Raw genomic sequence first — 23315 nt, 5'->3', positions numbered from 1 at the left:
TATGTCTCTTGCCCATAAAAAAATATCTAACGAGAAAATAATTAGAACAGCAGCAGTTCCTGGTTCACTATATGGCTTATTAAAGGGGCAACTTCATTATTTAAATCAATATTACGAAATTATAGGTGTGGCATCTGAGGGTGCTGTGTTAAAACAAGTAGAAGACCGAGAGGGCATACGAACTAAAGGTATAAACATAGAACGGTCCATAAGTCCGTCTAAAGATTTAGTTTCATTATATAAGCTTTACAGGTATTTTAGTATTGAAAAACCTAAAATGGTACACTCCATAACCCCTAAGGCCGGGTTGCTTAGTATGGTAGCAGCTTATTTTGCAAGAGTACCTATTAGAGCACATACGTTTACAGGGTTAATTTTCCCCACACAAACTGGGTTTCTAAAAAAGTTATTATTACTATTTGATAAAATAATATGCAGATTTGCTACAAATGTATACCCTGAAGGAAATGGGGTTAAAGAAGACCTCTTGAAGTATAAGGTTACCACAAAACCTTTAAAAGTTATTGCAAATGGTAACGTAAACGGTAAAGACCTCTCCTATTTTGACCCCAATCTATACTCTGATGAATCTGTAAAAATAGAAAAGGAAAATCTAGGTATTACAGATAAAGATTTTGTTTTCATATTTATTGGTAGGTTGGTTAACGACAAAGGCATGAACGAATTGGTCAGCGCTTTCTGTAAACTTGTTGAAAAACACGCTGATGTAAAATTGATTCTTGTAGGTTCTCACAAAGGAGAAACAGATATTTTGCCGGAAAGTACCTGGACTAAGTTAAACGCAGAAAAACGCATTATCTGGGTTGGTAAAAAAGATGATATAAGACCTTATTTATCTGTAGCCGACTCGCTTGTTTTTCCAAGTTACCGAGAGGGTTTCCCGAACGTAGTTTTAGAGGCCGGTGCAATGGGTTTACCAGCAATAGTAACAGATATTAATGGAAGTAATGAAATCATAGAGCATGGCAAAAACGGACATATTATACCATCTAAAGACGAACAATCTTTATTAAAAGCCATGACCAATTTTGTAGAAGACCAACAACTTGTGCTACAAATGGCAAAAAATGCTAGAAAAGTAATTGCAGAGCGCTATGAACAGAGCTATGTTTGGCAATCAATATTAGAAGAGTACCAACGTATTATCGCTACTGCAAAATAAATTATTCATTAGTAATAAAGAGCTTTTGTCCATTAGCCCTATATTACCGCAATTGGTCTAATTACTACCCAATAGAATCTTTTAATATTTAATTTTGCAACCTAATCATAGTCTATAGCATGTATACTAGATTTTTTAAGAGAATATTTGATATTGTAATTGCCGCGCTTGTACTTTTAGTTTTTAGCCCAATATTTTTAATCATATGGGCATTACTTTCTATTGCCAATAATGGTAGTGCTTTTTTCTATCAACAAAGACCTGGTAAGCACCAAAAGGTTTTTAAAATCATCAAGTTCAAATCCATGAACGATAAAAAGGATAAAGAGGGTAATCTACTACCAGATTTTAAGCGCATGACGATTATTGGTAAATTCATAAGAAATACGTCTCTTGATGAATTGCCACAATTACTCAACGTTCTAAAAGGCGATATGAGCCTTGTAGGGCCTAGACCTTTGTTAGTCTCTTATTTACCATTGTATAGTGAAGAACAAAATAAAAGACATTTAGTTAAGCCAGGTATTACGGGTTGGGCACAAGTAAATGGTAGAAATACAATTTCTTGGGATAAAAAATTTGAATATGATGTATGGTATGTTAATCATATATCATTTATGCTAGATATGAAAATATACTTTATGACCTTTTTGAAAGTAGTTAAGAGATCAGACATCTCTGCTTCTGAAAATACTACCATGGAAAAATTTGTTGGAAGCAAATAACACTATCTATAGTTTTATCTCGTTCAACTAATAATAATAAGCATAATAGGCCGTTTTACTATCTGTAATTTAAATTGTGTTAATGAAAACTGTAATGATTTTAGGAGGTGCCAAAGGTGTGGGCAAAGAAATATTGAAGTCTTGTATCAAAAAAGGCTACAATGTTGCCTTCAGCGGTAGGCAAAAAGCTGCTGGTATCGCTTTAATAGAATCATTAAATGCAAAAGACAGACTTTATTTTCATGAACTAGATTTAAATAGCATTGATGGCATTGAAGATTTTTACAATGAAACGATCAAGCGTTTTAAAAAAATAGATTCTTTAGTATTATATGCCGGGATTACACCAATCGCATCAATTTTAGATGCTGAAGAGGATATTTACGATAGCGTTTTCAATGTTAATTTAAAAGCACCTTTTTTCTTGGTTAAACATGTTTTAAAATCTATGGTTAACCAAAATTCTGGATCTATCATTTTCTTTGGTTCGGCACATATGGATTATGGAGCAAAAGATAGGGCACCCTATGCCCTAACCAAAAATGCACTTAACACTTTATCTACCCATATTGCACATCACTATGCAAAGTATGGGGTTCGATCTAATTATATTGTAATGGGCTGGACAAATACAGAAGGGGAGCTAGAATTGAGATCAAAAGAAGGTATTAGTGAAAAAGATTTAAAAATAAAAGTATCTAATGTAGTACCAATGGGCAGAATGTTAAACACCATTGACCCGTTACCTGCCGTAATGCATTTAATATCCGATCAATCTATTATGACTACAGGTTCTGTAATTAGAATAACTGGAGGTGAGTATATTTAGCAACAATTTATGACCCAATCATTAATATTTCATGGGAATTCTGAGCTATTGGAAGGACCTATTTTTGACACAAAGAATAATTGCCTGTATTTTGTATCCATCTTTGACTATTTGGTTTACTTTTATAATCCACAAACAAAAGAGATACTTAGTATTAAACTTGACTCCCCCGTAAGTTGTATATATATACAAGAACACAAAAAAATAATAGTAGCAACTAAAAACGGATTTTTTGAAATTGATTTTAATACCTTAAAAAAGAAATCAGTTTTTAAAATTGACATTGATGATAATGTTCGATTTAATGATGGTATTAAAGACCCAAACGGGAGGTATATTATAGGAACAATGGGATACCCTGATGTAAAAAAAAATATTGGACAAGTATTTTCTTATGACATGGGTCAATATAAAACCATTATTGAAAATACAACTATTTCAAACGGACTAGCATTTTCTTTAGATAACAAATGGCTTTATTTCATTGATACACCAACTAAAAAAGTTGCTAAATATGCCTACGACCTAAATACAGGTGATGTGCAATTTGATTCTTATATAATCGAATTTCTAGGCGATGGAGTTCCTGATGGTATGTGTATAGATAATAACGGTATGTTATGGATTGCCGAATGGGGAGGTGCATGCGTTTCGCAATGGAACCCTGTTGATGGAAATAAAATTCAACAATTAGAATTACCGTGTACCAATGTTACATCTTGCTGTTTTGATAATGAGGCAAATTTATATGTTACTACAGCAATGTCAGCTTCTGCAAATGATATTTATGGAGGTGGTTTGTACTATCTTGAATTAAACAAAAAATAAACTTATGAAAACTGTAGCGGTTAGCGTAATAGTTCCTATTTATAGGATAGAAAAATATTTACCACAATGTATTGACAGTCTTTTAACTCAATCTTTTTTAGATTTTGAATTAATTCTGGTAGATGATGGAAGCCCAGACAACTGTCCTCAAATTTGTGATGAATATGCTAAAACCGACACTAGAGTTAAGGTGATTCATAAAAAAAATGGAGGTCTAGTTAGCGCTCGTAAAGAAGGTTTAAAAGAGGCTAAAGGTACATATATCACTTTCGTTGATGGTGATGATTGGGTAGATAAATTTTATCTAGATATCATGTTTAAACTTGCCAATGCCAATGATGCAGACCTAGTAGTTACAGGCCACTTTAGGGAGTTTGATGGTAAAATAGAAACTATTAAACCTAAAAATGTAGGTATATATAACGAAGTTGATATAAAAACAGAAATATTACCAAATGCAATTTACAACGGTGAATTCTGTGAGCATGGAGTATCTACCTATGTTTGGAACAAACTTTTCAAAAAAGAATTATTAGATCAAATTCTTTTTAATGTACCTGACGATGTTGTCATGGGCGAAGATGCCGCAATTACATTTTCTTATTTAACGAAATGTAAAAAAATAGTCATTAGTAGTACACCTCTTTACTATTATCGCCAACGTCATGATTCTATTGTAAAATCTGTTGAAAACCCAAAAACAGAATATTATAGATTAGGGTTATTGATGAATTACTTACAATCGAAGCTTAAACTGTCGATCGATGAAAAAAATTTAAAAGAACAAATAACTTATTATCTCTACTCTCAAATATTAGTAAGATCTGGCGGTTTAATATATAATGAAGATGGAAATCAGTTGTTCAACCCTTTTTTAGACGTTGAACGCAATTCTAAAGTTGTTGTCTACAGCTCTGGCTCTTTTGGTCAACATATTCTATCTACTAACCTTAAAAACAGTTTTTTTAATGTTGTTAATTGGATAGACATTGATTATCATGAATTAGAAATTGGCGGTAATAGCGTAAAACCCATTAGTTCTGCAAATAATTCGGATTATGATTATTTAATTGTTGCGACCATAAACCCATCCAATTACAAAAGCATCAAAAAAGAATTAAGTCTAGTTGGTGTTGACGAGAAAAAGATTGTGAGTATCAATACAGATTTCGACCAAGTGACCAATCTACTTGTTCTATTAGGGTTTGACAGTGAATTTAAATTTCAATACCCTTAATTTCTAGACATTGAATCAAGTCGTTATTTCTACGATTAAAAACAAATAAGGTTTTACTTATGAAAAAACTTATAATATTAGGAGGAAATCCTGAAACAGCAATTTTAGTTGACATAGCAATTTCAATGGACATTTACACCATTGTTATTGACCCAAACCCAGATGCCCCTGCTAAAAAGAATGCATCAGAAACTTATGATATAGATGGTTTTGAGGTTGACAAAATTGTACAATTAGCTAAAGACTTAAAAGTTGATGCTGTCTTAGTTGGCGTAGCTGATATTTTAGTGAAACCTTATGGTGAAATTTGCGCAAAATTAAATATGCCCACTTACGCAAATAAAGAGGCAATTGAAGCGTTTTGTAGTAAAGACGGATTTAAGAAATATTGCGAAAAATTCAATATACAAGACATTCCTGGCACTTATCTGGACACTGATTCAAGCATTGAAAAACCAGAAAATATTGATTATCCATTGATGATCAAACCTGTTGACAATGGTGGTGGTGTTGGTATGAAAATATGTAGAGATGACAAAGATTTTAAAGAATCGGTAAAAACCGCTTTAAAATTTTCCAAAAAAGGGGTCGTTCTAGTAGAAAAATACATGGAGTGTGATGATATGGCCGTCTACTACACTTTTAGAAAGGGTACACCGTATCTTTCTGCTACCTACGATAGAATTACTACCAAAATACAAGGAGATTTTAGCCCCGTTGGAATCGGAGCAATTTATCCTTCAAAAAACACAGCTTTATTTGTTGAAAAAATACACCCAAAACTTAGCGATTTTTTCAAAAAACTAAACATTCAAAATGGTGTACTTAATCTACAGTTCTTTGTAGAAAAAGGCATTTTTTATGCCTACGACCCAGGGTTTAGACTACAGGGTGAAGCCCCACATATTCATTTAGCACATATTAATGGTTTTGATCATAGAAAAATGCTCATCAATTTTGCCTTTACGGGCGTTCTAGGGGAAGATGATTTTCCTGAAAAGAACGATTTTATGTTTGGGGGCAAAAAAGCATGTACCATTTGGGTTCTTTTAAAAGAAGGAACAATTAATTCTATTGAAGGGTTATCTGAAATTAAAGATGATAAAAACGTGATTTTTGTTTTAGACAGATTCAAGGAAGGTGATAGCGTTAAAAAAGAATGGTTGGGCACCGAAAGACAAGTTTTTTCGCGCATGTATGTCGTAGCTGATTCTATTGAAGAGTTAAATTCAAAAATGTCTGAATTCAAAGATAAATTGGTAATCAAAGATACATCTGGCAATGACATGATATTAACTTGGCCAGATACAATAAATGCTGAAAATTACCTTTAGTACTAACATATAGAATTAACTATTGATATATAAGGATATGGAAAATAAAACAGCCGTTATTACTGGTGGCTCTAGAAATATAGGTTTGGCAATCGCGGAGAAATTTTACGCTATTGGTTATAATGTAGCCATTTTAAGTGTTTCGGAAAATAGCGCAAAGAAGGCAGCCAAAAATATTGACGATACGGGAAATAAGGTAATTGGTTATAGGTGTGATGTTACCAACGTATCATCAGTGGAAGAAACACTTGAAGATATTAATTCGCACTTCGGAAGTATAGATATTCTTGTAAATAGCGCCGGTATTTTAGATATGGCGAGCATAGAAGAAACCTCTATTGAAGAATGGGATAATGTAATGGCCGTTAATCTTAGAGGTACGTTTACCATGATTCAAAAATCAATTCAATATTTAGAAAAAAGTAAACATCCGAGAATTATAAACTTATCGTCCAATTCTGGCAGAATGGGAGGATTTGAAAATGGCATGGCCTATAGCGCATCTAAAGGTGGAATCATTGCATTGACTTATGGTTTAGCTAGAAGACTTGCCAAAAAAAGAATAACAGTAAACTGTATTGCACCAGGAACTATAGAATCGGATATGTCTGCTGCACGTAGCCCTGAAGTATTAAAAAAATTAAAAGAAAGATTTCCTTTAGAAAGGTTTGGAACACCTAAAGAAGTTGCAGCCGCAGCTTGCTATTTTGCAAGTGACGATGCTGGCTTTACAACAGGTTCTGTTCTAGATGTGAACGGAGGATTATTCATGGGATAAAATAAAAATTATGAAAACAAACATATTAGAATCATTTAGTTTAGCTGGAAAAAAAGCAATTGTAGTGGGTGGTGCCGGTGACCTTGGTAAAGCCATGGTTGAAGCCATTTCACAAGCAGGTGCTCAAACTGTAGTCATTGATTTTGACGAAAGAGTTTTTGACATGTGCCAAGATTTTAAAAAGGATGGTCTTATTGTAGATGCCATAAAAGCAGACATCAGTAAAATACCTGAAATTAAGGAATCTTATCAATCTGCATTAGAATTATTAGGAGGAAAAATAGATATTTTAATCAATTCAGCAGGTATACAAAGAAGATACCCTAGTGAAGATTTTCCTGATGAAGAATGGAGCAAGGTAATTGCCATTAATTTAGATGCTACTTTCTACTACTGTAAATATGTAGCAAAGAACATGTTAGAAAATGGTGGTGGAAAAATTATAAACATTGCTTCTTTGATGAGTTTCTTGGGTGGTATTACCATACCTGCTTACGCAGCATCAAAGGGAGGCGTAGGTCAATTGACAAAAGCACTTTCTAATGATTGGGCTGCAAAAGGTATCTGTGTTAATGCTATAGCACCTGGCTATATGGATACGCAACTTAATACAGCTTTGATAAACGATAAAAAAAGAACAGAAGAAGTTTTCATTAGAGTACCTATGAAAAGATGGGGTAACGGTGAAGATTTAAAAGGACTTACCGTTTTCTTATGCTCTCCTGCGAGTGACTACATTACGGGTACCGTTATACCGGTTGATGGAGGATACTTAGGGAGGTAATTGAAACTACAATTACAGAAGTTGTAAAAATATATTTACAAAAACTGAGTAATTAATCCGATTAAAATGTTACAAAACAATTTTATTAGGTAAAAAATAGGTTTTCCATAATTTTACATGACTATTCAATACAGTAAAAACTATAATAAACATATGTTTACTGTATTGAATGGTTATACCTAACCATATTTCACTTTGGTCATTTTTATTGACATTAAATAATAATATAAATAAGCAATGAAATTTAGCATAATTATTCCTCTTTATAACAAGGAAAAATATATTGAACGCTGCTTAGATAGTTTACTTGACCAAGGTTTAGAACCTAATGAATATGAAGTCATAATCGTAGATGACGGCTCTAAAGACACGGGAGCTTTAGTTGTTGAAAATTATGCAAAGAAAAATGAAGATGTTCGTATTGAGTTAATTGTTCAGAAAAACCAAGGACCTAGTGCGGCTAGAAATAACGGTTTAAACAAAGCAATTGGCGAGTACATTTATTATCTTGATGCAGATGATTACCTTGCACCTAATGCTTTAAAATGCCTTTTTGAATTAAGCAAACAATATAATCTTGAATTATTAGAATTTGATAGCGAGTATATTAACGAAGGTGAATTACCAAATTTTTCAAAATTAGAATCAAAAAACCTAACACTTCAAGTAACTAATGGGCTTGACTATATAGCAAATTTTGGCTTAAGAAATTCAGCTTGTTTCTACGTTATTAAAAGAAGTTTTTTAACAAGTACCGCAATCACCTTTTTAGAAGACATGCGAGCATATGAAGATATGATCTTTACCTCTAGTGTATTTTTAAGTGCCAATAAAGTTTCTAAGGCAAACCTTGATGCCCATAGATATGTTAAAGTTGCCGGATCAATTGTTACGAGTAAGGATTCTAAAAAAAACTTAGAATTTATTGAAGGTATGGTTAAAGCGGTTGAAAAATTTGATAGTTTAATCAAGAACTACAAAAGCTCTAAAAGTAGTAATCTAAAGGTTATAGATAGATTAAAGGACAAACAACAAGCGGTTGTTTTCGCATTAATCATTAGAGCTTATAAATACCGTCTTGACCCAAAGGTCTTTAATGCCATTTTAGACAAAATGAAAGCATTAGAAGCATATCCTATTACTTTAAAAATGGAAGGATCCAGTAATTATATTCGTCCTTTCATAAATAGTAAAAACAGTGTTCTTTTAGGCTTAAGAGTCATGAGAACAATGAAATTTTTATAAAAATAAATAAACCAAATAAGCAATAGTAAATACTACTAATGCTTAAATTTTAAAAAAATAAATATGATTTGCTTCCTTGTACCTGTAAAGAGTAAGAAACTTTCATCTGATTGGGATAAATTTAGTGAATTGGTAAAACGCAGTCTTAAGTCAATTAATGGGCAAAAAGATAGGGATTTTCAAATTGTGGTAGCTTGTCATGAATTACCGACCAAAAAATTTGAGCATCCACAAGTTCATTATGTTCAAGTAGATTTTGACGTACCTCAATTAAGTAATGAAGATTGGGAAAAAGATAGACAACTAAAAGAAGGTGATAAAGCCAACAAAATTCAATTTGCATATGAATATGCAATAGCCAACTTTAATGTTGACTATTTTATGGTTGTTGACTCTGATGACTGCATTCAAAATGGAATAAGCAAATATGTCAACTCTAGATTAAAGGAAAATATACCTGGATGGTACGTTAACAAAGGTTATTTTTATACAGAAGGAAGCAAATTTGCTTTTATGATTCGCAGTAATTTTAATGTAAGATGTGGTACCTGTATTATCATTAAAAAAGAATTATTTCCACAGATAATTCAAAAAGAGCCGTACCTATACTATTTTCATGAAACTATAAAACTAGAAAATAATCTTTCATTAGTACCATATCCAAAACCAGCAGCATTATATAGTATGGCCAATGGGGAAAATCATTACATGTCGAAATCTAAGGTTTCAAACCTCGTGAACCAGTCCAAATATTTTTCATTAGCTTATTTTCAAAGTATTTATTCAAAACTTACAAGATATAGACCTAGGTTTATAGGAAATGGTTTTAAGAAATCATTCAACTTTTATAACATAAACTAAACGAATTTTAATCATCTTAATGTATTTAAATTCGATTACAATTTTAAGAGCAATTGCAATAGTGTTAATTGTTGCATCACATTGCGATATTTTCTCTAATATTCACCCTACTAACTTTATTCACCGCCTTGTAATTAATATAACTGCTGGAGGAACAATTGTTTTTGTGTTTATATCAGGATTTTTATTTCATCATGTATTTTACCTCAAATCAAGAACTAATCTTTTTTTAAAAAAAAGAGTTAAACGATTACTTGTTCCTTACCTTATATTATCTATAATACCTATCTTTTATAAGATTCATTACCAACCAAATTTTTGGGTTAAATTCATTCAATCAGAAAAATCAGGGGTATATTATGATTACATTTACCCAGCCATACTTTTCTTATTCAGTGGTGAACATCTAGTAGCATATTGGTATATTCCCTTTGCTATGCTCTTGTTTTTGTGTTATCCTTTACATACTATCTTTATTAAAACCAACAATAAGATTCAAATAGTTATAATATTATTATCCTTAATTGTTGCACTAATAATTCAAAGACCACTACCCTTAAGCTTACAATTAATACAATCATTAATTTATTTTACACCGGCCTATCTGTTCGGAATCTATTGCTCAAAAAATAAAGATGAATTGTTTCGTTTTTTTAAAAACAAAGAATATTTACTTTTGATTCCTTTTCTTATTACATTGTTTGTACAGACTTATATGGGTGTTGAAGGTAATAGCGAAAAATCATTATTCTCTTATGAAGGGCTAGATTCTATTTTTCCACAAAAAATTTTTCTTTCTGTTTTTTTGTTGGTTTACCTACATCGTTTTGAAAATTACAGTAATAACTTTATATCATTATTGGCAAATACAAGTTTCGCTATTTATTTTCTTCACGGGTATATTTTGAGACTATTATATATTATAAAAGAACAATTAAAAATAGAACAGTTTTCATATCCTATTTCTACTTTTTTATTAAGTACCTCTACACTGATTATTATAAGTATTTTACTAGCATTATTAGCTAAACGAATTTTCAAAGATAATTCGGCCTACATTACTGGCTATTAATTCATCAGCTTATTTTATATAAATTAATCTGACATCTAAAAAACTTCCTCTTGTGTAATTATATTTATTTGTAATCATTTTCTTACATAAAAATCAAATGATATAGTCCACTTATGCATTTCAACGATCTTTTAATTTTATTCTGGTATTTAATCGACCAAAAAGATATTTTCGTCGTAAATAAATAACAGTTCGTCGTTTACGTTCTCTTCCCCCAAATAAAACGGACAACTAGTTTAGTCATTTTTTTCCATTGCAATTAAGAATTTATAACTATTTAATCATTAATAACTCCACTAAACATTAATTATGAAATTAAAAATTACTCTACTTTTATTATTACAAGCTTTTTGCTTTCAACAAATCTATTCGCAATGCAGCGGAGTAGATTTTGAAGAACAAAATGGCATTGCCATATTGGAAGCAGAATCCAAACTATCCGGTAGTTGGAGGAAAGAATCAATCTCCGGTGCTACCAGTGGTTCTGCAATTACCTATAGAGGTAGTAACCATTTTGGATCTCCAGGAAACTCAACAATTACTTATAAAGTTAGAATTAACTCTACAGGAACCTATAGATTTATTTGGCGTAACAAAATTAGTGTTATTGCCAGCAGTAATGCCAGTACCGAGCATAATGACTCTTGGTTAAAAATCAATGCTTCGAACTTTTATGGTCAAAAAGGTAGTAGTAGAATTTACCCGAATGGATCCGGAAAATCACCTAACCCTCAAGGAGCTAGTTCAGGTGGTTGGTTTAAAGTGTATACCAATACTATTGATTGGAGTTGGAGCACCTTTACAAGTGATTTTAACGGGCATGCCGTTTATGCAACATTCAATAGTCCAGGTGTTTATGACATTCAAGTTTCGGCTAGATCAAACGGTCATTCAATAGATAGATTAGTACTTTACAAAGAAGGAAGTTATTCCGCTGCACAAGCTGAAAGTCTGTCTAGGTCTGCAACAACATGCGACGGTGGTACAACCACACCTACACCTTCACCTACAAATGAAGCTCCTACTGTAAATATTACTAGCCCCAGTAACGGTCAAACTATTACTAGTGGCAGTTCAGTTACGGTACAATTATCTTCTAGCGATCCTGACGGGAATATATCTTCTCACGAACTGTTTGTGAACAACAGTTTAGTTGATACTGACGGTGTAAACTACAGCCCTTATACCATTTCTAATATTCAACCTGGAAGTTATGTTATAACTGCCGAGGTAACTGATAGCAATGGTGAATCTGATACTAGCACAGTGAACATCACTGTTTCAGGTAGTGGAACTACCGATCCAGATCCGGAACCTACCCCACCTGCATCAAATACAGCACCTGTGGTGAGCATCACCAACTTAAACGATGGACAAAATGTAACGGCCGGATCTAATGTATCTGTTGCTGTATCATCTAGTGATTCTGATGGATCTGTTATTCAACATCAAATTTATGTTAACAATGTACTTGTAGATACTGACGGAGCAAGTTACACACCTCATATCATTGATAATATTAGCAGTGGAAACTATACCATTACAGCCATAGTAACAGACAATTCAGGCGAAACCAGCTCTGATACTGTAGTAATTACCGCAGGTAGTTCGGGTGAGCCAACAGATCCAACGCCACCAACTTCAGGTTCTGATCCAGCGGTATCAATAACCAATTTAACAAATGGTCAAAGTTTTTCAGCTGGTTCTGATGTTTCAGTAAACTTAAGTGCTTCTGATGCTGATGGTACTATTGTAAAGTATCAAATATTCGTGAATGATGAGCTGGTTGACACAGATGGAACAAACTATACGCCTCATGTTATTGCCGATATCAGTAATGGAAACTATGAGATTAAAGCAACGGTAACCGATGATGACAATAATACAAATTCTGCCGTTGTCAATATTGTGGTAGGTACTACAACAACACCACCAACATCAGGAAATGCATCTCCAACCGTTCAAATCATTACATTAAACGAAGGCGAAGTTATTTCTGTTGGAGAGGTAGTTTTAGTTGGTTTAACAGCTAATGATACTGACGGCGATGTTGTAAAATACCAAGTATATGTCAATGGTGATTTGGTAGATACAGATGGTACTACCTACACTTCTCACCCTTTTCAAGAGACTAATGAAGGTAACTATAACATTGAAGTTGTGGTAACTGACAATGAAGGCGCTACAGGATCAGATTCTGTTAATATTGTTGTTGGTTCAGGGTCTACCACCAATCCACCTTCTACACCATCATTGACACTAAATTTAATAGATGCAATTTCTAACTTAAATATTGGAACATTGTCCAATGGAGCAAGTTTAAGTTCATCTAACAGTCAAAACATTAATATAAGAGCAAATGTTCCTTCTGAAGCGCAAAGTGTTCTTTTTCAATTATCCGGTACACAGATAGAAACAAGATATGAAAATGTAGCACCATATGCATTGTTTGGAGATATTGATGGAGACTATCTTGCAGCTAATTTCTCTAGCGGCTCATATAGTTTAAAAGTATCAGCGTATTCTGGAACAAATGGTAGTGGAGTTCTTGTAGCTTCTGAAACTTTCAACTTCTCCGTTGGTTCTATTACAAATAAGACAGCTTATGCTTTTCCTAACCCTGTACAGACAGATGGTAAAGTTTCTATTCATTTACCTGAAGGCAATGGCGGCAATTACGAATACAGTGTTTCAAATGCAATGGGCGTACTAATTGAGAACGGAACTTTCAATGCCGGACAAAGTGAAACAGATGTTGACCTTGAGCTGTCTAACGTTGGAAGACAAACTAAAGGTGTTTATTACCTTAGTATTTCAAAAGGAGGTTCAAATCAAATTATACCTCTTCTAAGACAATAAATTGATTCTTATTTTAATTAAAAAGTCGGTATATAAGATTTTATATACCGACTTTTTTTATATTCATTTATTTCGAAACTTCCAAAGTCAGCTATAAATACAATAATAATAGTTTACTTGAATTAGTTATTTTTACAAAAAATTAATATTAATTAATTCCGTTACAGTTCTTAACAAAAATGATTTTAATTAATCTTCATTGACATAATCCCTTCTTAAATAATAAATATCGGTAGTCTTAAAACTCTTATAAAATGAAAAATAGTTGGACTCTACTTTTAACTATGTTGGTTTGCCTGTCCTGTGGTATTGATTCAGATGTTTTAAATTACTCTAGTTCTACCCCTATTGATGAAGGACTGGATATACTATTGTTATATCCACTAAATAATACTGAAGTTAAAGATGGCACAAGTATTTCGGCAACTGAAAGCAGGTTGGTTTTTGAATGGACAAATAATGGTGAAAATGATTTTAGTCCTTATAATCTAGAATTAGTTAATCTATCTAACAATGACACAGTAATATATGAAAGTATTGAAACTATGTCCACCATAAATTTATTGCGAGATGTTAATTACTCATGGACTGTCACAGGTATTTCGGATAGTAAAAGTGAAACCTGGGTATTTTATAATATTGGTCCTGATTATGAATCTAGTTCTCCTTTTCCAGCGATAGCCATATCTCCGGTATCCGGTGCCTCTATTTCACAAACAAGTACTACAGTAAATCTAATTTGGAAAGCCGAAGATGAAGATAATGATATTCTAAAATTTGATCTTTATTTTGGCGAATCTGAAAATCCTGCCATACTGCACGAAGACATTAACGCATCGAGATACAATGGAATTCCTGTTGAAGCTGGTAAAACCTATTATTGGAAAATAGTTACTAAAGATAGTGTTGGTAATGAATCTACCTCTGAGGTGTTTAATTTTAGCGTAGGTTAATATATTACTAAAGTTAAACTGCCTTCAAATTAAAAAGCCGATAAAAAATATTATTATTTATCGGCTTTTTAATTGATATAGTTCTTTATTAAAATTCTAGAATTACGAATTCCGAACGCCTGTTAACGGCATGTTTATCTTCTGGGCAGTATGTATTATCATCACATTCATTTAATAACATAGTTTCACCATAGGCCTCTGTTACCAATTTATCATCCGCTATTCCCTTAGATAATAAATAAGCTTTGGTTTTATCAACCCTTCTTTGAGATAACCAATCATTATACTTTGATGTTCCCCTAGAATCTGTATGCGACGTAATTCTTAATTTTAAGGTTGGTATTTCTTCAAGCAAACTCGCCAAAGAATCTAATACTTTCTTAGAAGAAGGGTTCACCACAGAAGAATTTAAAGCAAAATAAACATTACCTAAGCTTTCTATTCTTAATTTAATTTCCGCTTTTTTCTTATTTAAAGCATCTTCTTTTGCTTTCTCGGCAGCAGCTAAAGCATCTGCCTCCTGTTGCTTTTTAAGTCTCTCCGCTAATAATGCTTCTTCTTTTAAACGATTTACCTCATTAATAGAATCTCTTTGACGCTCCTTTTCTTTTTCAATTGCAGCCAATAATTCGAGCTTTTCTTCACCTCGTTTAGAAAGACCTTTTTCTATTCCGAATTGATAAACCACCCCAGCTGCATGTTGAATATGATTTGTAGCGCCATCACCTTGGCTCATAGCCCACTTTCCTGTTGAGTTAAAATCTAATCCCCATCGATCTGAAAACCATGTTCTAAAACCTACCACGGCATTATAGGTTCCCCTCCCTTGGTTATTGGCGTCTGTATACCCTGCACCAATACCTACGTAAGGATCAAACCAACCGGTTTCACCAATAATTTTATTGATATCGTAAGTAATTCTACCATCAATACCAAAATAGCTAACATTTTCAGAAATTTCTACGGCATCTACGATATTACCTTCTTTATATTCATTGTATGTCCCTATTGCTTCTAAACCTAAGCCACTTTTAAAATACCTACCAATACTAACTCTTGAAGGAAATGGAACAATATTCCATTCTTTACCGACATTAAAAATGCCATCAAAGACATTACCTGAATCGTCAACTGCGTTGAAGCCCACGCCAAAAATCCATGAACTCTGTACTATACTATCTTTTGCCGTTATTTGAAGCTCATCTTGAGCAAAAATAACAGTCGGTAGCACCAGAAGAATTAGTAAACTAAAAAATTTAGCCGTTTTCATAATTATAAATTTGGGTTTAAAATGTAAAATTAACTTTACACACGCTGCCTTGCAAATTATTACCATATACAGCATTAAAAATCGATTGATAGTTGAATGTAGAATTATAATCGACTAATTACTGTTTGATTTTTATGCTTTTTGAACTGAGCGGTAACTTGTATACACTAAAAGGAGTTACTATCAATGAATTTACATCTTTAGCAACGTTAGATGTTTTCTTTTGAATTTCTATAAATGCATCCTTCTCCGTTACTTCCAATTTAGCATATTCGGAATCTGAATAATCCCCACACCAAACTAGAATCATTTCACTATCAAAGTCTACTTTTGGAGGGGTCAATCCTGGCTTTCTAGTTCTGTTGATTTTGCCGTAAAAAGCATTAAGATCTTTCTGGTTCTTGATAAGAATATAATTCTCTTGTTCAAATCCGCTATAGTTTTCATTCAAAATAAGCTCCATTTCCATGCTATTTGAATCTTGAAGATTACTTGGAACTACACTTTTACAAGAATATACTTGTGTAATCAACAATATAAAGAGAAAAAGAAAATTCTTAAACATCCTTAAATCTACTATTATAGGCTCTTTCATAAACCTCCTCATATAGAGGTACCACTTTCTGTATATCAAACCTTTGTGCTTCCTTAAGAGCGTTAAGTTTAAATCTTTCTAATACACTATCATTCTTTAAAATGGTAATTGCTTTAGATGCCATATCATTAATATCACCAACATCACTTAAAAACCCACTAACACCTTCAGTATTCACCTCAGGTATACCACCGGCGTTACTAGATATAACCGGCACTTTATTAATCATAGCCTCAAGTGCTGCTAGACCGAAACTCTCTGATTGTGATGGCAGAAGAAACAGGTCTGAAAAACATAGAATTTTATCAATTTCATTACTATTTCCTAAAAATATCACCTTATCGGCAATACCAAGTTCATCGCATAGGCGTTCCGCACCTGCCTTTTCTGGGCCTTCCCCTACCATGATCAGTTTGGCCGGAATTTCTAATTGAATTTTACTGAAAATCTTAATTACATCCGGTATTCGCTTTACCTTTCTAAAATTACTGATATGTGTAACAATACGTTCTTCTTCTGTAGCCATATTAGACCTTTGGCAATCGGTAAAAGAAGTACTATATTTTTTGGCATCAATAAAATTTGGAATAACCTCTATATCTCCATGGATATCAAAAGTCTCTAAAGTTCCTTGCTTTAAACTCTCGGATACCGATGTAACTACATCAGATTGGTTTATACTAAATGTTACCGCTGGTTTATAAAATGGATGTTTACCTACCAAGGTAATATCCGTACCATGTAGTGTCGTTATCATAGGCACATAAATACCTTCTTCCTCAAGCATTTTTTTAGCCATATAGCCGGCATATGCATGTGGTATGGCATAATGTACATGAAGAAGATCAATTTTATGAAGCTTTATGGTATCTACCAATTTACTTGACAATGCAAGCTCATAGGGTTGGTAATGAAACAATGGGTACTCGGGAACATGAACTTCATGAAAGAAAATCTTATTGCTCAACAACTCTAAACGAACAGGTTGCTTATACGTTATAAAATGAATTTCATGACCCCTATTAGCCAATGCGATTCCTAATTCTGTTGCCACTACACCACTACCTCCAAAGGTAGGGTAACATACTATTGCTATTTTCATTGCAACAAAATTACCTTTTTTAATTCAGAATTGAATCGTAAATGACTTGTTGAATTCTAGTTCTTAACCCAGATTTAACTAAAAGAGTATTGGAAGCAGATGGATATGTTCTGTTAGATAAAAATACATATACAATTTCTTCTTCTGGATCAGCCCAAGTATAGGTGCCGGTGAATCCACTATGCCCAAAGCTCTTTCGTGATACACAACCACAAGTAGGACCACTATGTTGTAACTGGGGCTTATCAAATCCTACCCCTCTACGTACATTATTATCACAGAAATAACAAGTATTAAATTTCTTCACCGTTCTAGAATCAAAAAACTTGGTTCCGCCATAATAACCATCTTGCAAATACATCTGCATTATTTTTGCAACATCGTTGGCATTACTAAAAAGTCCGGCATGCCCTCCTACTCCTGCTTGCATAGCTGCGCCCATATCATGAACATAACCTTGCACGGTACCATATCTATAATAATCATCTTCCTCTGAAGGTACGATCATATTTTTATCAAACTTTTCCAGTGGATTGTATGTGGTATGATTCGCGCCGATCCTTCGATATAAAAAATTACTGGTCAAATAGTCCAATCGTTGTTCATAACTGTCCTCTATTACCTTTTTCATTACGTAATAAGGAACGTCACTATAACGATATCTGTTCGATTTTAAATCTTGCCTGCCTATTCTGTTATAAATGGAGTCTTGATAAGCATCCGTCAAATACAAATTATCATACACCTTAGTTGAAAAACCTGGTAAAGGGGAATTCCTATAAAATTCGCTTGAAGGTTTTTTATTTTCATCTAATGTTCTAATATAAAATGGTATCCAAGCCGGTAATCTACCATAATGGGAAAGTGCTTTTAAAACCGTTACATTCTTAATTTCGGTATCGGAATAATTAGGAACCAATTCTTCGAAAGTATTGTTAAGTCCTATTCTACCTTCTTCCTCCATTTTCATTACCATTGGTAGGGTCGCCAATATTTTTGTCAGCGAAGCAAGATCATAGATATACTCATTGGTGATATTTTCTTGAGAATCATACGTTGGCTTTCCAAAACCTTTTTGATATATCACTTTTCCTTTTCTAGCTACTAGAACTTGTGCCCCGGGAAACATTAAACTATCGAGACCGTTATTCATTAGCTTATCGATCTCTTCAAGACCTTTTGAGCTCATACCTACACGTTCTGGTATACTATAGCCTAATCTGCTCAATGATTTAACCTCTACACCTGTATTAACAGGAAACTCTTTATGCGCGGTAACCGGTAATTTCCCAGTGGCGCTAACGGCACCAAATAATATTTCAGCCGTTTTCTCTTGTGCTATATCACTGTTTTGATAGGCCATTACCACAGCATCTATACTGCTAAATGATTCGATGTCCGATAAGGCATAAGGTTTAGCAAATACACAAAGTATTAAATTTGAAGTTCGTTCTTTAGCGATTTCTTGCAACCATGCCAATTCACTTTTGGAAAACTTATATGCTTTCCAGGGGCTATCATTACTCATATGATGCCCTATTATAATTAAATTAAAATCTTTTAATCTAGTTTTTAAAGTAGTGATATCATTAGCCTCAACAACGGTTACATTGGCATAATTTTTTAGCCCTTTAACAAATGTTTCATTATTGGCATTACCCATTTTTACATAGGCTATTCTTTTATTGTCCAAGTTTTTGATCGACAGAAGATCCAATTTGTTCTTGACTACCGTTATGGCATTCTCAATCGCTTGTTCATAAACAATATCATCTTCAAGACCATTAAGGTCATTGTGTAAATTCGCTAAATCAATAGGCTTATATTTATTTAACCCAGCCTTATATTTTGCCATTAAAATTTTCTTGACCGAGTAAGCCAAACGTTCTTCTGTTAATTTACCTTTTTCATAGGCCTTAGTCAATTTTTCTTTTGCACTGACAATATTTTCGGGCATTAAAAGCATATCATTACCTGCCATAAAAGCGGCGAGTTCTACACTACCGTCTTTACCAGTCATTGAAACACCTTTCATATTAAGGGCATCAGTAAAAATTAAACCTTTATACCCAAGTTCTTCTTTCAGTATTCCAGAAATGATCTGTTCTGATATCGAAGAAGGTAATTCCTTTTTCATTTCTAGCGCAGGAACCTCTAAATGCGCAACCATTATACTACTTAAACCAGAGGCAATCAGTTTTTTGAACGGATACAGTTCTAAACTATCTAACCTTTTCTTAGAAAAAGGGATAATAGGTAAATTGTGATGAGAATCTACTTCGGTATCACCATGGCCCGGAAAATGCTTTCCATTTGCCAATACACCAGCACGTTCCATTCCTTTTACAAAAGCAATTCCTTTTTGTACCACATTTTCTCTGTTCTCACCAAAGGATCGATTACCAATAATAGGATTTTTAGGATTGGTATTAATATCTAGATCGGGAGCAAAATTTATATGCACCCCAAGTCTTTTTGCATGTTTGCCAATCTGGTAACCTACTCTTTCAACTATTGAACTATCTTGAATTGCCCCTAAAGTCATATTCCAAGGAAAAGCGTAAGTAGAATCCAATCTCATGGAAAGTCCCCACTCGGCATCCATACCGATCAACAAAGGTATTTTAGAAACCGCTTGATAATTATTTGTAAGTTTAGCTTGGCGCACTGGTCCGCCTTTAGAAAAAATTACGCCGCCAAGGTTTTCTTGTACAATTAGATCCTTAATCTTATCGGTAGCTTGTTTGCTTTGATTAGAAGCAACACTTACCATAAATAATTGCCCCAGTTTTTGATCTAAGCTCAATTGAGCGTATTGACTGTCTACCCAACTTTGTTGTGCTAAACTGTCGCTGGTTACCAACGGATTTTGAGCTAAAATATTGGTACAGCACAATAACCCACAAATAAAAATAAAAATATGGCGCATAAAATAATATGTACAGTGATAACTAATAGGGATGAAAATTATTGCATTTCATCGATAAAACCCAATAAATTCTAATACTTAAGAAGAAATTATGTTAAAGAAAACGTGCATGCCAACTCTCTGAAGCGGGTACTTCCCAATGCTCTAAATACTCTCCTTTATTGGCAACCAGATTGTTGAATACAATAGTCTTCTTTGATATGGCCTTTTGTTTAGCCATAGTCTTAAAATCCAACAAGCTTTTATATGCTATAAATTCACCTTGTTTATAAGATACATTCATTTTATCCAAAAGCATAACATCGTACTTTTTTTCCAATTCTTGAATAAAATGTACAGATGCATCTATAGAACAACCTGTTGCACCTTGTGAGGTTTGATCAAGGGCTATAACAATAAAGCGTTTATACTTTATCTCATACCCAGCGTTTAAATCATTACCGTGTGCAGTCCAAGATGTAAGAAAAGCATCTAAATCTGACCTGATTTCTAACATTTCAGCATCAGAGAAAGAGCGATTACATTGATAAATCCACACTCTGGCAGTTTCCGGTAATGTTTTAAAGTCTACTAGCAATTTTTATATATTTAATATTATAAATCTTCTGCAGTTGCAATTAATTCAGCAATATCCATTACCGCAACAGCATCTTCCTTTTCCTTATTTTTAACTCCGTCTGTCATCATGGTGTTACAAAACGGACAACCTGCAGCAATAATTTCGGGTTTGGTTTCCAAAGCTTGCTCTGTACGTTCAATGTTGACATCCTTATTTCCATTCTCTGGTTCCTTGAACATTTGCGCACCTCCGGCACCGCAACATAAACCTCTTTGCTTACAGCTTTTCATCTCAATAAGCTCAGCATCCAATTTTCTAATAAGGTCTCTTGGAGCTTCGTAAACCCCATTGGCCCTTCCTAAATAACATGGGTCATGAAATGTTATACGCTTACCTTTAAACGAACCACCTTTCATAGAAATTCTTCCATCATTAAGCAAATCCTTAAGAAATTGGGTATGGTGTACTACTTCGTAATTACCTCCTAAACCAGGATACTCATTTTTAATCGTATTAAAGCAGTGCGGACAAGCCGTAACTATTTTCTTAATTTCATAGGCGTTGAGTACCTCTATATTCGTAACGGCCTGCATCTGAAATAAAAATTCATTACCAGCACGTTTTGCAGGATCACCAGTACAACTTTCTTCTGTACCAAGTACAGCAAAAGATACATTTGCCTTATTTAAAATCTTAACGAAGGCCTTCGTTATTTTCTTTGCTCTATCATCAAAACTACCGGCACAACCAACCCAAAATAAAACTTCGGGTACTGTTCCAGACGCAAAAAACTCTGCCATTGTAGGCACTTTCAATTCACTTGCCATAACTTTCTTTAAGATTCTTTACTCCAATTTAAACGGTCCATTTGGTTAAATGGCCAAGGCGCTCCATTATTCTCAATATTACCCATCATGTTATTCAAATCTGTAGGAGCTGCAGATTGTTCCATTACCAGGTACTGCCTCATATCCATAATTATGGATAAAGGATCAATACTTATTGGGCAAGCCTGTACACAGGCATTACATGACGTACATGCCCATAATTCTTCCGGTGTAATATAGTCGTTCAGTAATTGCTTGCCATCATCCTTAAATTCACCTTTATTCTCATCGATATTCTTACCAACTTCTTCAAGACGATCACGAGTATCCATCATAATTTTACGGGGCGATAATTTTTTCCCGGTCTGATTGGCAGGACATTCACTTGTACAACGACCACACTCAGTACATGTATAAGCGTTTAATAGTTGTACCCAGCTTAAATCTTGCACATCTGATGCTCCAAACTTATCTGGAACAGCTGCATCTTCTGCAGGTTCTGCGTACGGGTCCGCATCTGGATCCATCATCATACGAACTTCATCAGTTACAGATTGTAAGTTCTTAAACTGACCTTTAGGCGTTAGTTTGCCATAATACGTATTTGGAAAGGCAAGAAGAATATGCAAATGCTTTGAATAGTATAAATAATTCAAGAAAAACAATATACCGGCAATATGCAACCACCAAGCAGTACGTTCTATTATAACCAATGTTGGTATGGTCATATTCTCAAATAATGGCGCTAGAAAACTACTTATAGGAAAAGAACCTGCAGCGGCATAGTGATCAGCACCCATTTGCTGCAATTGATAATCTGCCCCATTCATGGTCAAAAACAAGACCATAAGTACCAATTCTATATAAAGAATCAAGTTACCGTCATTCTTTGGCCAACCCTCCATTTCTGGTTTGAAAAATCGTTTTAGTTTTATAATATTTCTTCTGATCCAAAATACTACTACCGCTACTATTACCAACAGCGCCAAAACTTCAAAAGAACCTATTAAAAAATCATATAGAGGACCTAAAACGGCAAACATTCTATGCGTACCAAAAATACCATCCAAGATAATCTCAAGAACTTCAATATTAATAATCACAAAACCAACATAAACAATGATGTGTAAAATACCGGCAATTGGCCTTACAACCATTTTAGTTTGCCCAAGGGCAATCTTTGCCATGTTTTTCCATCGTTGCAGTTTATTATCGGTTAAAGAAGCATCTTTACCTATAAAAATATTTCTTTTTAACTTGGAAATATTCTTTACAAAAAAACCGACACCTACAACAAGTAGGATTACAAAAATTACATTAGGGAGATATTGCATATAATTTAATA

General features: G+C 33.6%; 20 protein-coding genes. 13 read left to right on the top strand and 7 right to left on the bottom strand.

Annotated features, from left to right (window positions below; all coding sequences use genetic code 11):
• The first annotated feature begins 1 nt into the window (after position 1).
• The 13 genes from EXIGUO8A_RS13980 to EXIGUO8A_RS13920 all read left to right on the top strand — a co-directional run bounded on the left by EXIGUO8A_RS13980 (position 2) and on the right by EXIGUO8A_RS13920 (position 14688).
• A complete protein-coding gene (locus EXIGUO8A_RS13980; RefSeq protein ID WP_159303610.1) occupies positions 2-1183 on the top strand; it encodes a glycosyltransferase family 4 protein in 1182 nt (393 codons plus the stop codon).
• A 119-nt stretch (positions 1184-1302) separates the two neighbouring features.
• Positions 1303-1908, top strand: a complete 606-nt coding sequence (locus EXIGUO8A_RS13975) for a sugar transferase (protein WP_159303609.1) — start codon at positions 1303-1305, stop codon at positions 1906-1908.
• 82 nt (positions 1909-1990) lie between these two features.
• Positions 1991-2737, top strand: coding sequence for an SDR family NAD(P)-dependent oxidoreductase (locus EXIGUO8A_RS13970; protein WP_159303608.1), 747 nt, complete (start codon positions 1991-1993; stop codon positions 2735-2737).
• Positions 2738-2746: 9 nt separating this feature from the next.
• Positions 2747-3565 carry an SMP-30/gluconolactonase/LRE family protein gene (locus EXIGUO8A_RS13965; RefSeq protein ID WP_159303607.1) on the top strand — a complete coding sequence of 273 codons (819 nt, stop codon included), beginning with the start codon at positions 2747-2749 and terminating at the stop codon, positions 3563-3565.
• Between the two features lie 4 nt (positions 3566-3569).
• The gene (locus EXIGUO8A_RS13960) at positions 3570-4802 is read left to right on the top strand and encodes a glycosyltransferase family 2 protein (protein ID WP_159303606.1); all 1233 of its coding nucleotides are present in this window, start codon (positions 3570-3572) and stop codon (positions 4800-4802) included.
• A 59-nt stretch (positions 4803-4861) separates the two neighbouring features.
• Complete coding sequence (locus tag EXIGUO8A_RS13955) at positions 4862-6136, top strand: ATP-grasp domain-containing protein (RefSeq protein WP_159303605.1); 1275 nt, start codon at positions 4862-4864, stop codon at positions 6134-6136.
• A gap of 37 nt (positions 6137-6173) precedes the next feature.
• Positions 6174-6914: an SDR family NAD(P)-dependent oxidoreductase gene (locus tag EXIGUO8A_RS13950; protein ID WP_159303604.1), complete on the top strand. Its 741-nt coding sequence runs from the start codon at positions 6174-6176 to the stop codon at positions 6912-6914.
• Positions 6915-6924: 10 nt separating this feature from the next.
• Positions 6925-7698 carry an SDR family oxidoreductase gene (locus tag EXIGUO8A_RS13945; RefSeq protein ID WP_159303603.1) on the top strand — a complete coding sequence of 258 codons (774 nt, stop codon included), beginning with the start codon at positions 6925-6927 and terminating at the stop codon, positions 7696-7698.
• A 237-nt stretch (positions 7699-7935) separates the two neighbouring features.
• Entirely contained in the window at positions 7936-8943 is a 1008-nt protein-coding gene (locus EXIGUO8A_RS13940) for a glycosyltransferase family 2 protein (RefSeq protein WP_159303602.1), read from the top strand.
• A gap of 63 nt (positions 8944-9006) precedes the next feature.
• Positions 9007-9804: a hypothetical protein gene (locus EXIGUO8A_RS13935; RefSeq protein ID WP_159303601.1), complete on the top strand. Its 798-nt coding sequence runs from the start codon at positions 9007-9009 to the stop codon at positions 9802-9804.
• Between the two features lie 19 nt (positions 9805-9823).
• Positions 9824-10876: an acyltransferase family protein gene (locus EXIGUO8A_RS13930; protein ID WP_159303600.1), complete on the top strand. Its 1053-nt coding sequence runs from the start codon at positions 9824-9826 to the stop codon at positions 10874-10876.
• Positions 10877-11185: 309 nt separating this feature from the next.
• Positions 11186-13735, top strand: a complete 2550-nt coding sequence (locus EXIGUO8A_RS13925; RefSeq protein ID WP_159303599.1) for a beta strand repeat-containing protein — start codon at positions 11186-11188, stop codon at positions 13733-13735.
• Positions 13736-13989: 254 nt separating this feature from the next.
• Positions 13990-14688 carry a hypothetical protein gene (locus EXIGUO8A_RS13920; RefSeq protein WP_159303598.1) on the top strand — a complete coding sequence of 233 codons (699 nt, stop codon included), beginning with the start codon at positions 13990-13992 and terminating at the stop codon, positions 14686-14688.
• Positions 14689-14776: 88 nt separating this feature from the next.
• On the opposite strand, the gene EXIGUO8A_RS13915 is transcribed toward EXIGUO8A_RS13920, so the two are convergent.
• The 7 genes from EXIGUO8A_RS13915 to EXIGUO8A_RS13885 form a co-directional block, all read right to left on the bottom strand.
• A complete protein-coding gene (locus tag EXIGUO8A_RS13915; protein WP_159303597.1) occupies positions 14777-15958 on the bottom strand; it encodes an OmpA family protein in 1182 nt (393 codons plus the stop codon).
• Positions 15959-16076: 118 nt separating this feature from the next.
• Positions 16077-16421, bottom strand: a complete 345-nt coding sequence (locus EXIGUO8A_RS13910; protein ID WP_159303596.1) for a hypothetical protein — start codon at positions 16419-16421, stop codon at positions 16077-16079.
• A 94-nt stretch (positions 16422-16515) separates the two neighbouring features.
• The gene (gene bshA, locus EXIGUO8A_RS13905) at positions 16516-17655 is read right to left on the bottom strand and encodes an N-acetyl-alpha-D-glucosaminyl L-malate synthase BshA (protein ID WP_159303595.1); all 1140 of its coding nucleotides are present in this window, start codon (positions 17653-17655) and stop codon (positions 16516-16518) included.
• Between the two features lie 19 nt (positions 17656-17674).
• Positions 17675-20584, bottom strand: coding sequence for a glycoside hydrolase family 3 N-terminal domain-containing protein (locus EXIGUO8A_RS13900; RefSeq protein ID WP_159303594.1), 2910 nt, complete (start codon positions 20582-20584; stop codon positions 17675-17677).
• Between the two features lie 94 nt (positions 20585-20678).
• Complete coding sequence (locus tag EXIGUO8A_RS13895; protein WP_116772089.1) at positions 20679-21161, bottom strand: ABC transporter ATPase; 483 nt, start codon at positions 21159-21161, stop codon at positions 20679-20681.
• A gap of 17 nt (positions 21162-21178) precedes the next feature.
• A complete protein-coding gene (locus tag EXIGUO8A_RS13890; RefSeq protein ID WP_159303593.1) occupies positions 21179-21970 on the bottom strand; it encodes a (Fe-S)-binding protein in 792 nt (263 codons plus the stop codon).
• 8 nt (positions 21971-21978) lie between these two features.
• On the bottom strand, positions 21979-23304 hold the full coding sequence (locus tag EXIGUO8A_RS13885) for a (Fe-S)-binding protein (RefSeq protein ID WP_159303592.1): 1326 nt from the start codon (positions 23302-23304) through the stop codon (positions 21979-21981).
• Positions 23305-23315 lie beyond the last annotated feature (11 nt).

Origin of the sequence: Maribacter litoralis, assembly GCF_902506355.1 — a bacterium.
Lineage (GTDB): Bacteria > Bacteroidota > Bacteroidia > Flavobacteriales > Flavobacteriaceae > Maribacter > Maribacter litoralis.
Note: the sequence above shows the minus strand (reverse complement) of the source record. Positions and strands in the feature narration are given on the sequence as shown.

Bases quoted from the DNA above. Each gene is read 5' to 3' on its own strand.
- EXIGUO8A_RS13980 (WP_159303610.1), top strand. From the start codon at position 2: ATGTCTCTTGCCCATAAAAAAATATCTAACGAGAAAATAATTAGAACA.
- EXIGUO8A_RS13975 (WP_159303609.1), top strand. From the start codon at position 1,303: ATGTATACTAGATTTTTTAAGAGAATATTTGATATTGTAATTGCCGCG.
- EXIGUO8A_RS13970 (WP_159303608.1), top strand. From the start codon at position 1,991: ATGAAAACTGTAATGATTTTAGGAGGTGCCAAAGGTGTGGGCAAAGAA.
- EXIGUO8A_RS13965 (WP_159303607.1), top strand. From the start codon at position 2,747: ATGACCCAATCATTAATATTTCATGGGAATTCTGAGCTATTGGAAGGA.
- EXIGUO8A_RS13960 (WP_159303606.1), top strand. From the start codon at position 3,570: ATGAAAACTGTAGCGGTTAGCGTAATAGTTCCTATTTATAGGATAGAA.
- EXIGUO8A_RS13955 (WP_159303605.1), top strand. From the start codon at position 4,862: ATGAAAAAACTTATAATATTAGGAGGAAATCCTGAAACAGCAATTTTA.
- EXIGUO8A_RS13950 (WP_159303604.1), top strand. From the start codon at position 6,174: ATGGAAAATAAAACAGCCGTTATTACTGGTGGCTCTAGAAATATAGGT.
- EXIGUO8A_RS13945 (WP_159303603.1), top strand. From the start codon at position 6,925: ATGAAAACAAACATATTAGAATCATTTAGTTTAGCTGGAAAAAAAGCA.
- EXIGUO8A_RS13940 (WP_159303602.1), top strand. From the start codon at position 7,936: ATGAAATTTAGCATAATTATTCCTCTTTATAACAAGGAAAAATATATT.
- EXIGUO8A_RS13935 (WP_159303601.1), top strand. From the start codon at position 9,007: ATGATTTGCTTCCTTGTACCTGTAAAGAGTAAGAAACTTTCATCTGAT.
- EXIGUO8A_RS13930 (WP_159303600.1), top strand. From the start codon at position 9,824: ATGTATTTAAATTCGATTACAATTTTAAGAGCAATTGCAATAGTGTTA.
- EXIGUO8A_RS13925 (WP_159303599.1), top strand. From the start codon at position 11,186: ATGAAATTAAAAATTACTCTACTTTTATTATTACAAGCTTTTTGCTTT.
- EXIGUO8A_RS13920 (WP_159303598.1), top strand. From the start codon at position 13,990: ATGAAAAATAGTTGGACTCTACTTTTAACTATGTTGGTTTGCCTGTCC.
- EXIGUO8A_RS13915 (WP_159303597.1), bottom strand. From the start codon at position 15,958: ATGAAAACGGCTAAATTTTTTAGTTTACTAATTCTTCTGGTGCTACCG.
- EXIGUO8A_RS13910 (WP_159303596.1), bottom strand. From the start codon at position 16,421: ATGGAGCTTATTTTGAATGAAAACTATAGCGGATTTGAACAAGAGAAT.
- bshA (WP_159303595.1), bottom strand. From the start codon at position 17,655: ATGAAAATAGCAATAGTATGTTACCCTACCTTTGGAGGTAGTGGTGTA.
- EXIGUO8A_RS13900 (WP_159303594.1), bottom strand. From the start codon at position 20,584: ATGCGCCATATTTTTATTTTTATTTGTGGGTTATTGTGCTGTACCAAT.
- EXIGUO8A_RS13890 (WP_159303593.1), bottom strand. From the start codon at position 21,970: ATGGCAAGTGAATTGAAAGTGCCTACAATGGCAGAGTTTTTTGCGTCT.
- EXIGUO8A_RS13885 (WP_159303592.1), bottom strand. From the start codon at position 23,304: ATGCAATATCTCCCTAATGTAATTTTTGTAATCCTACTTGTTGTAGGT.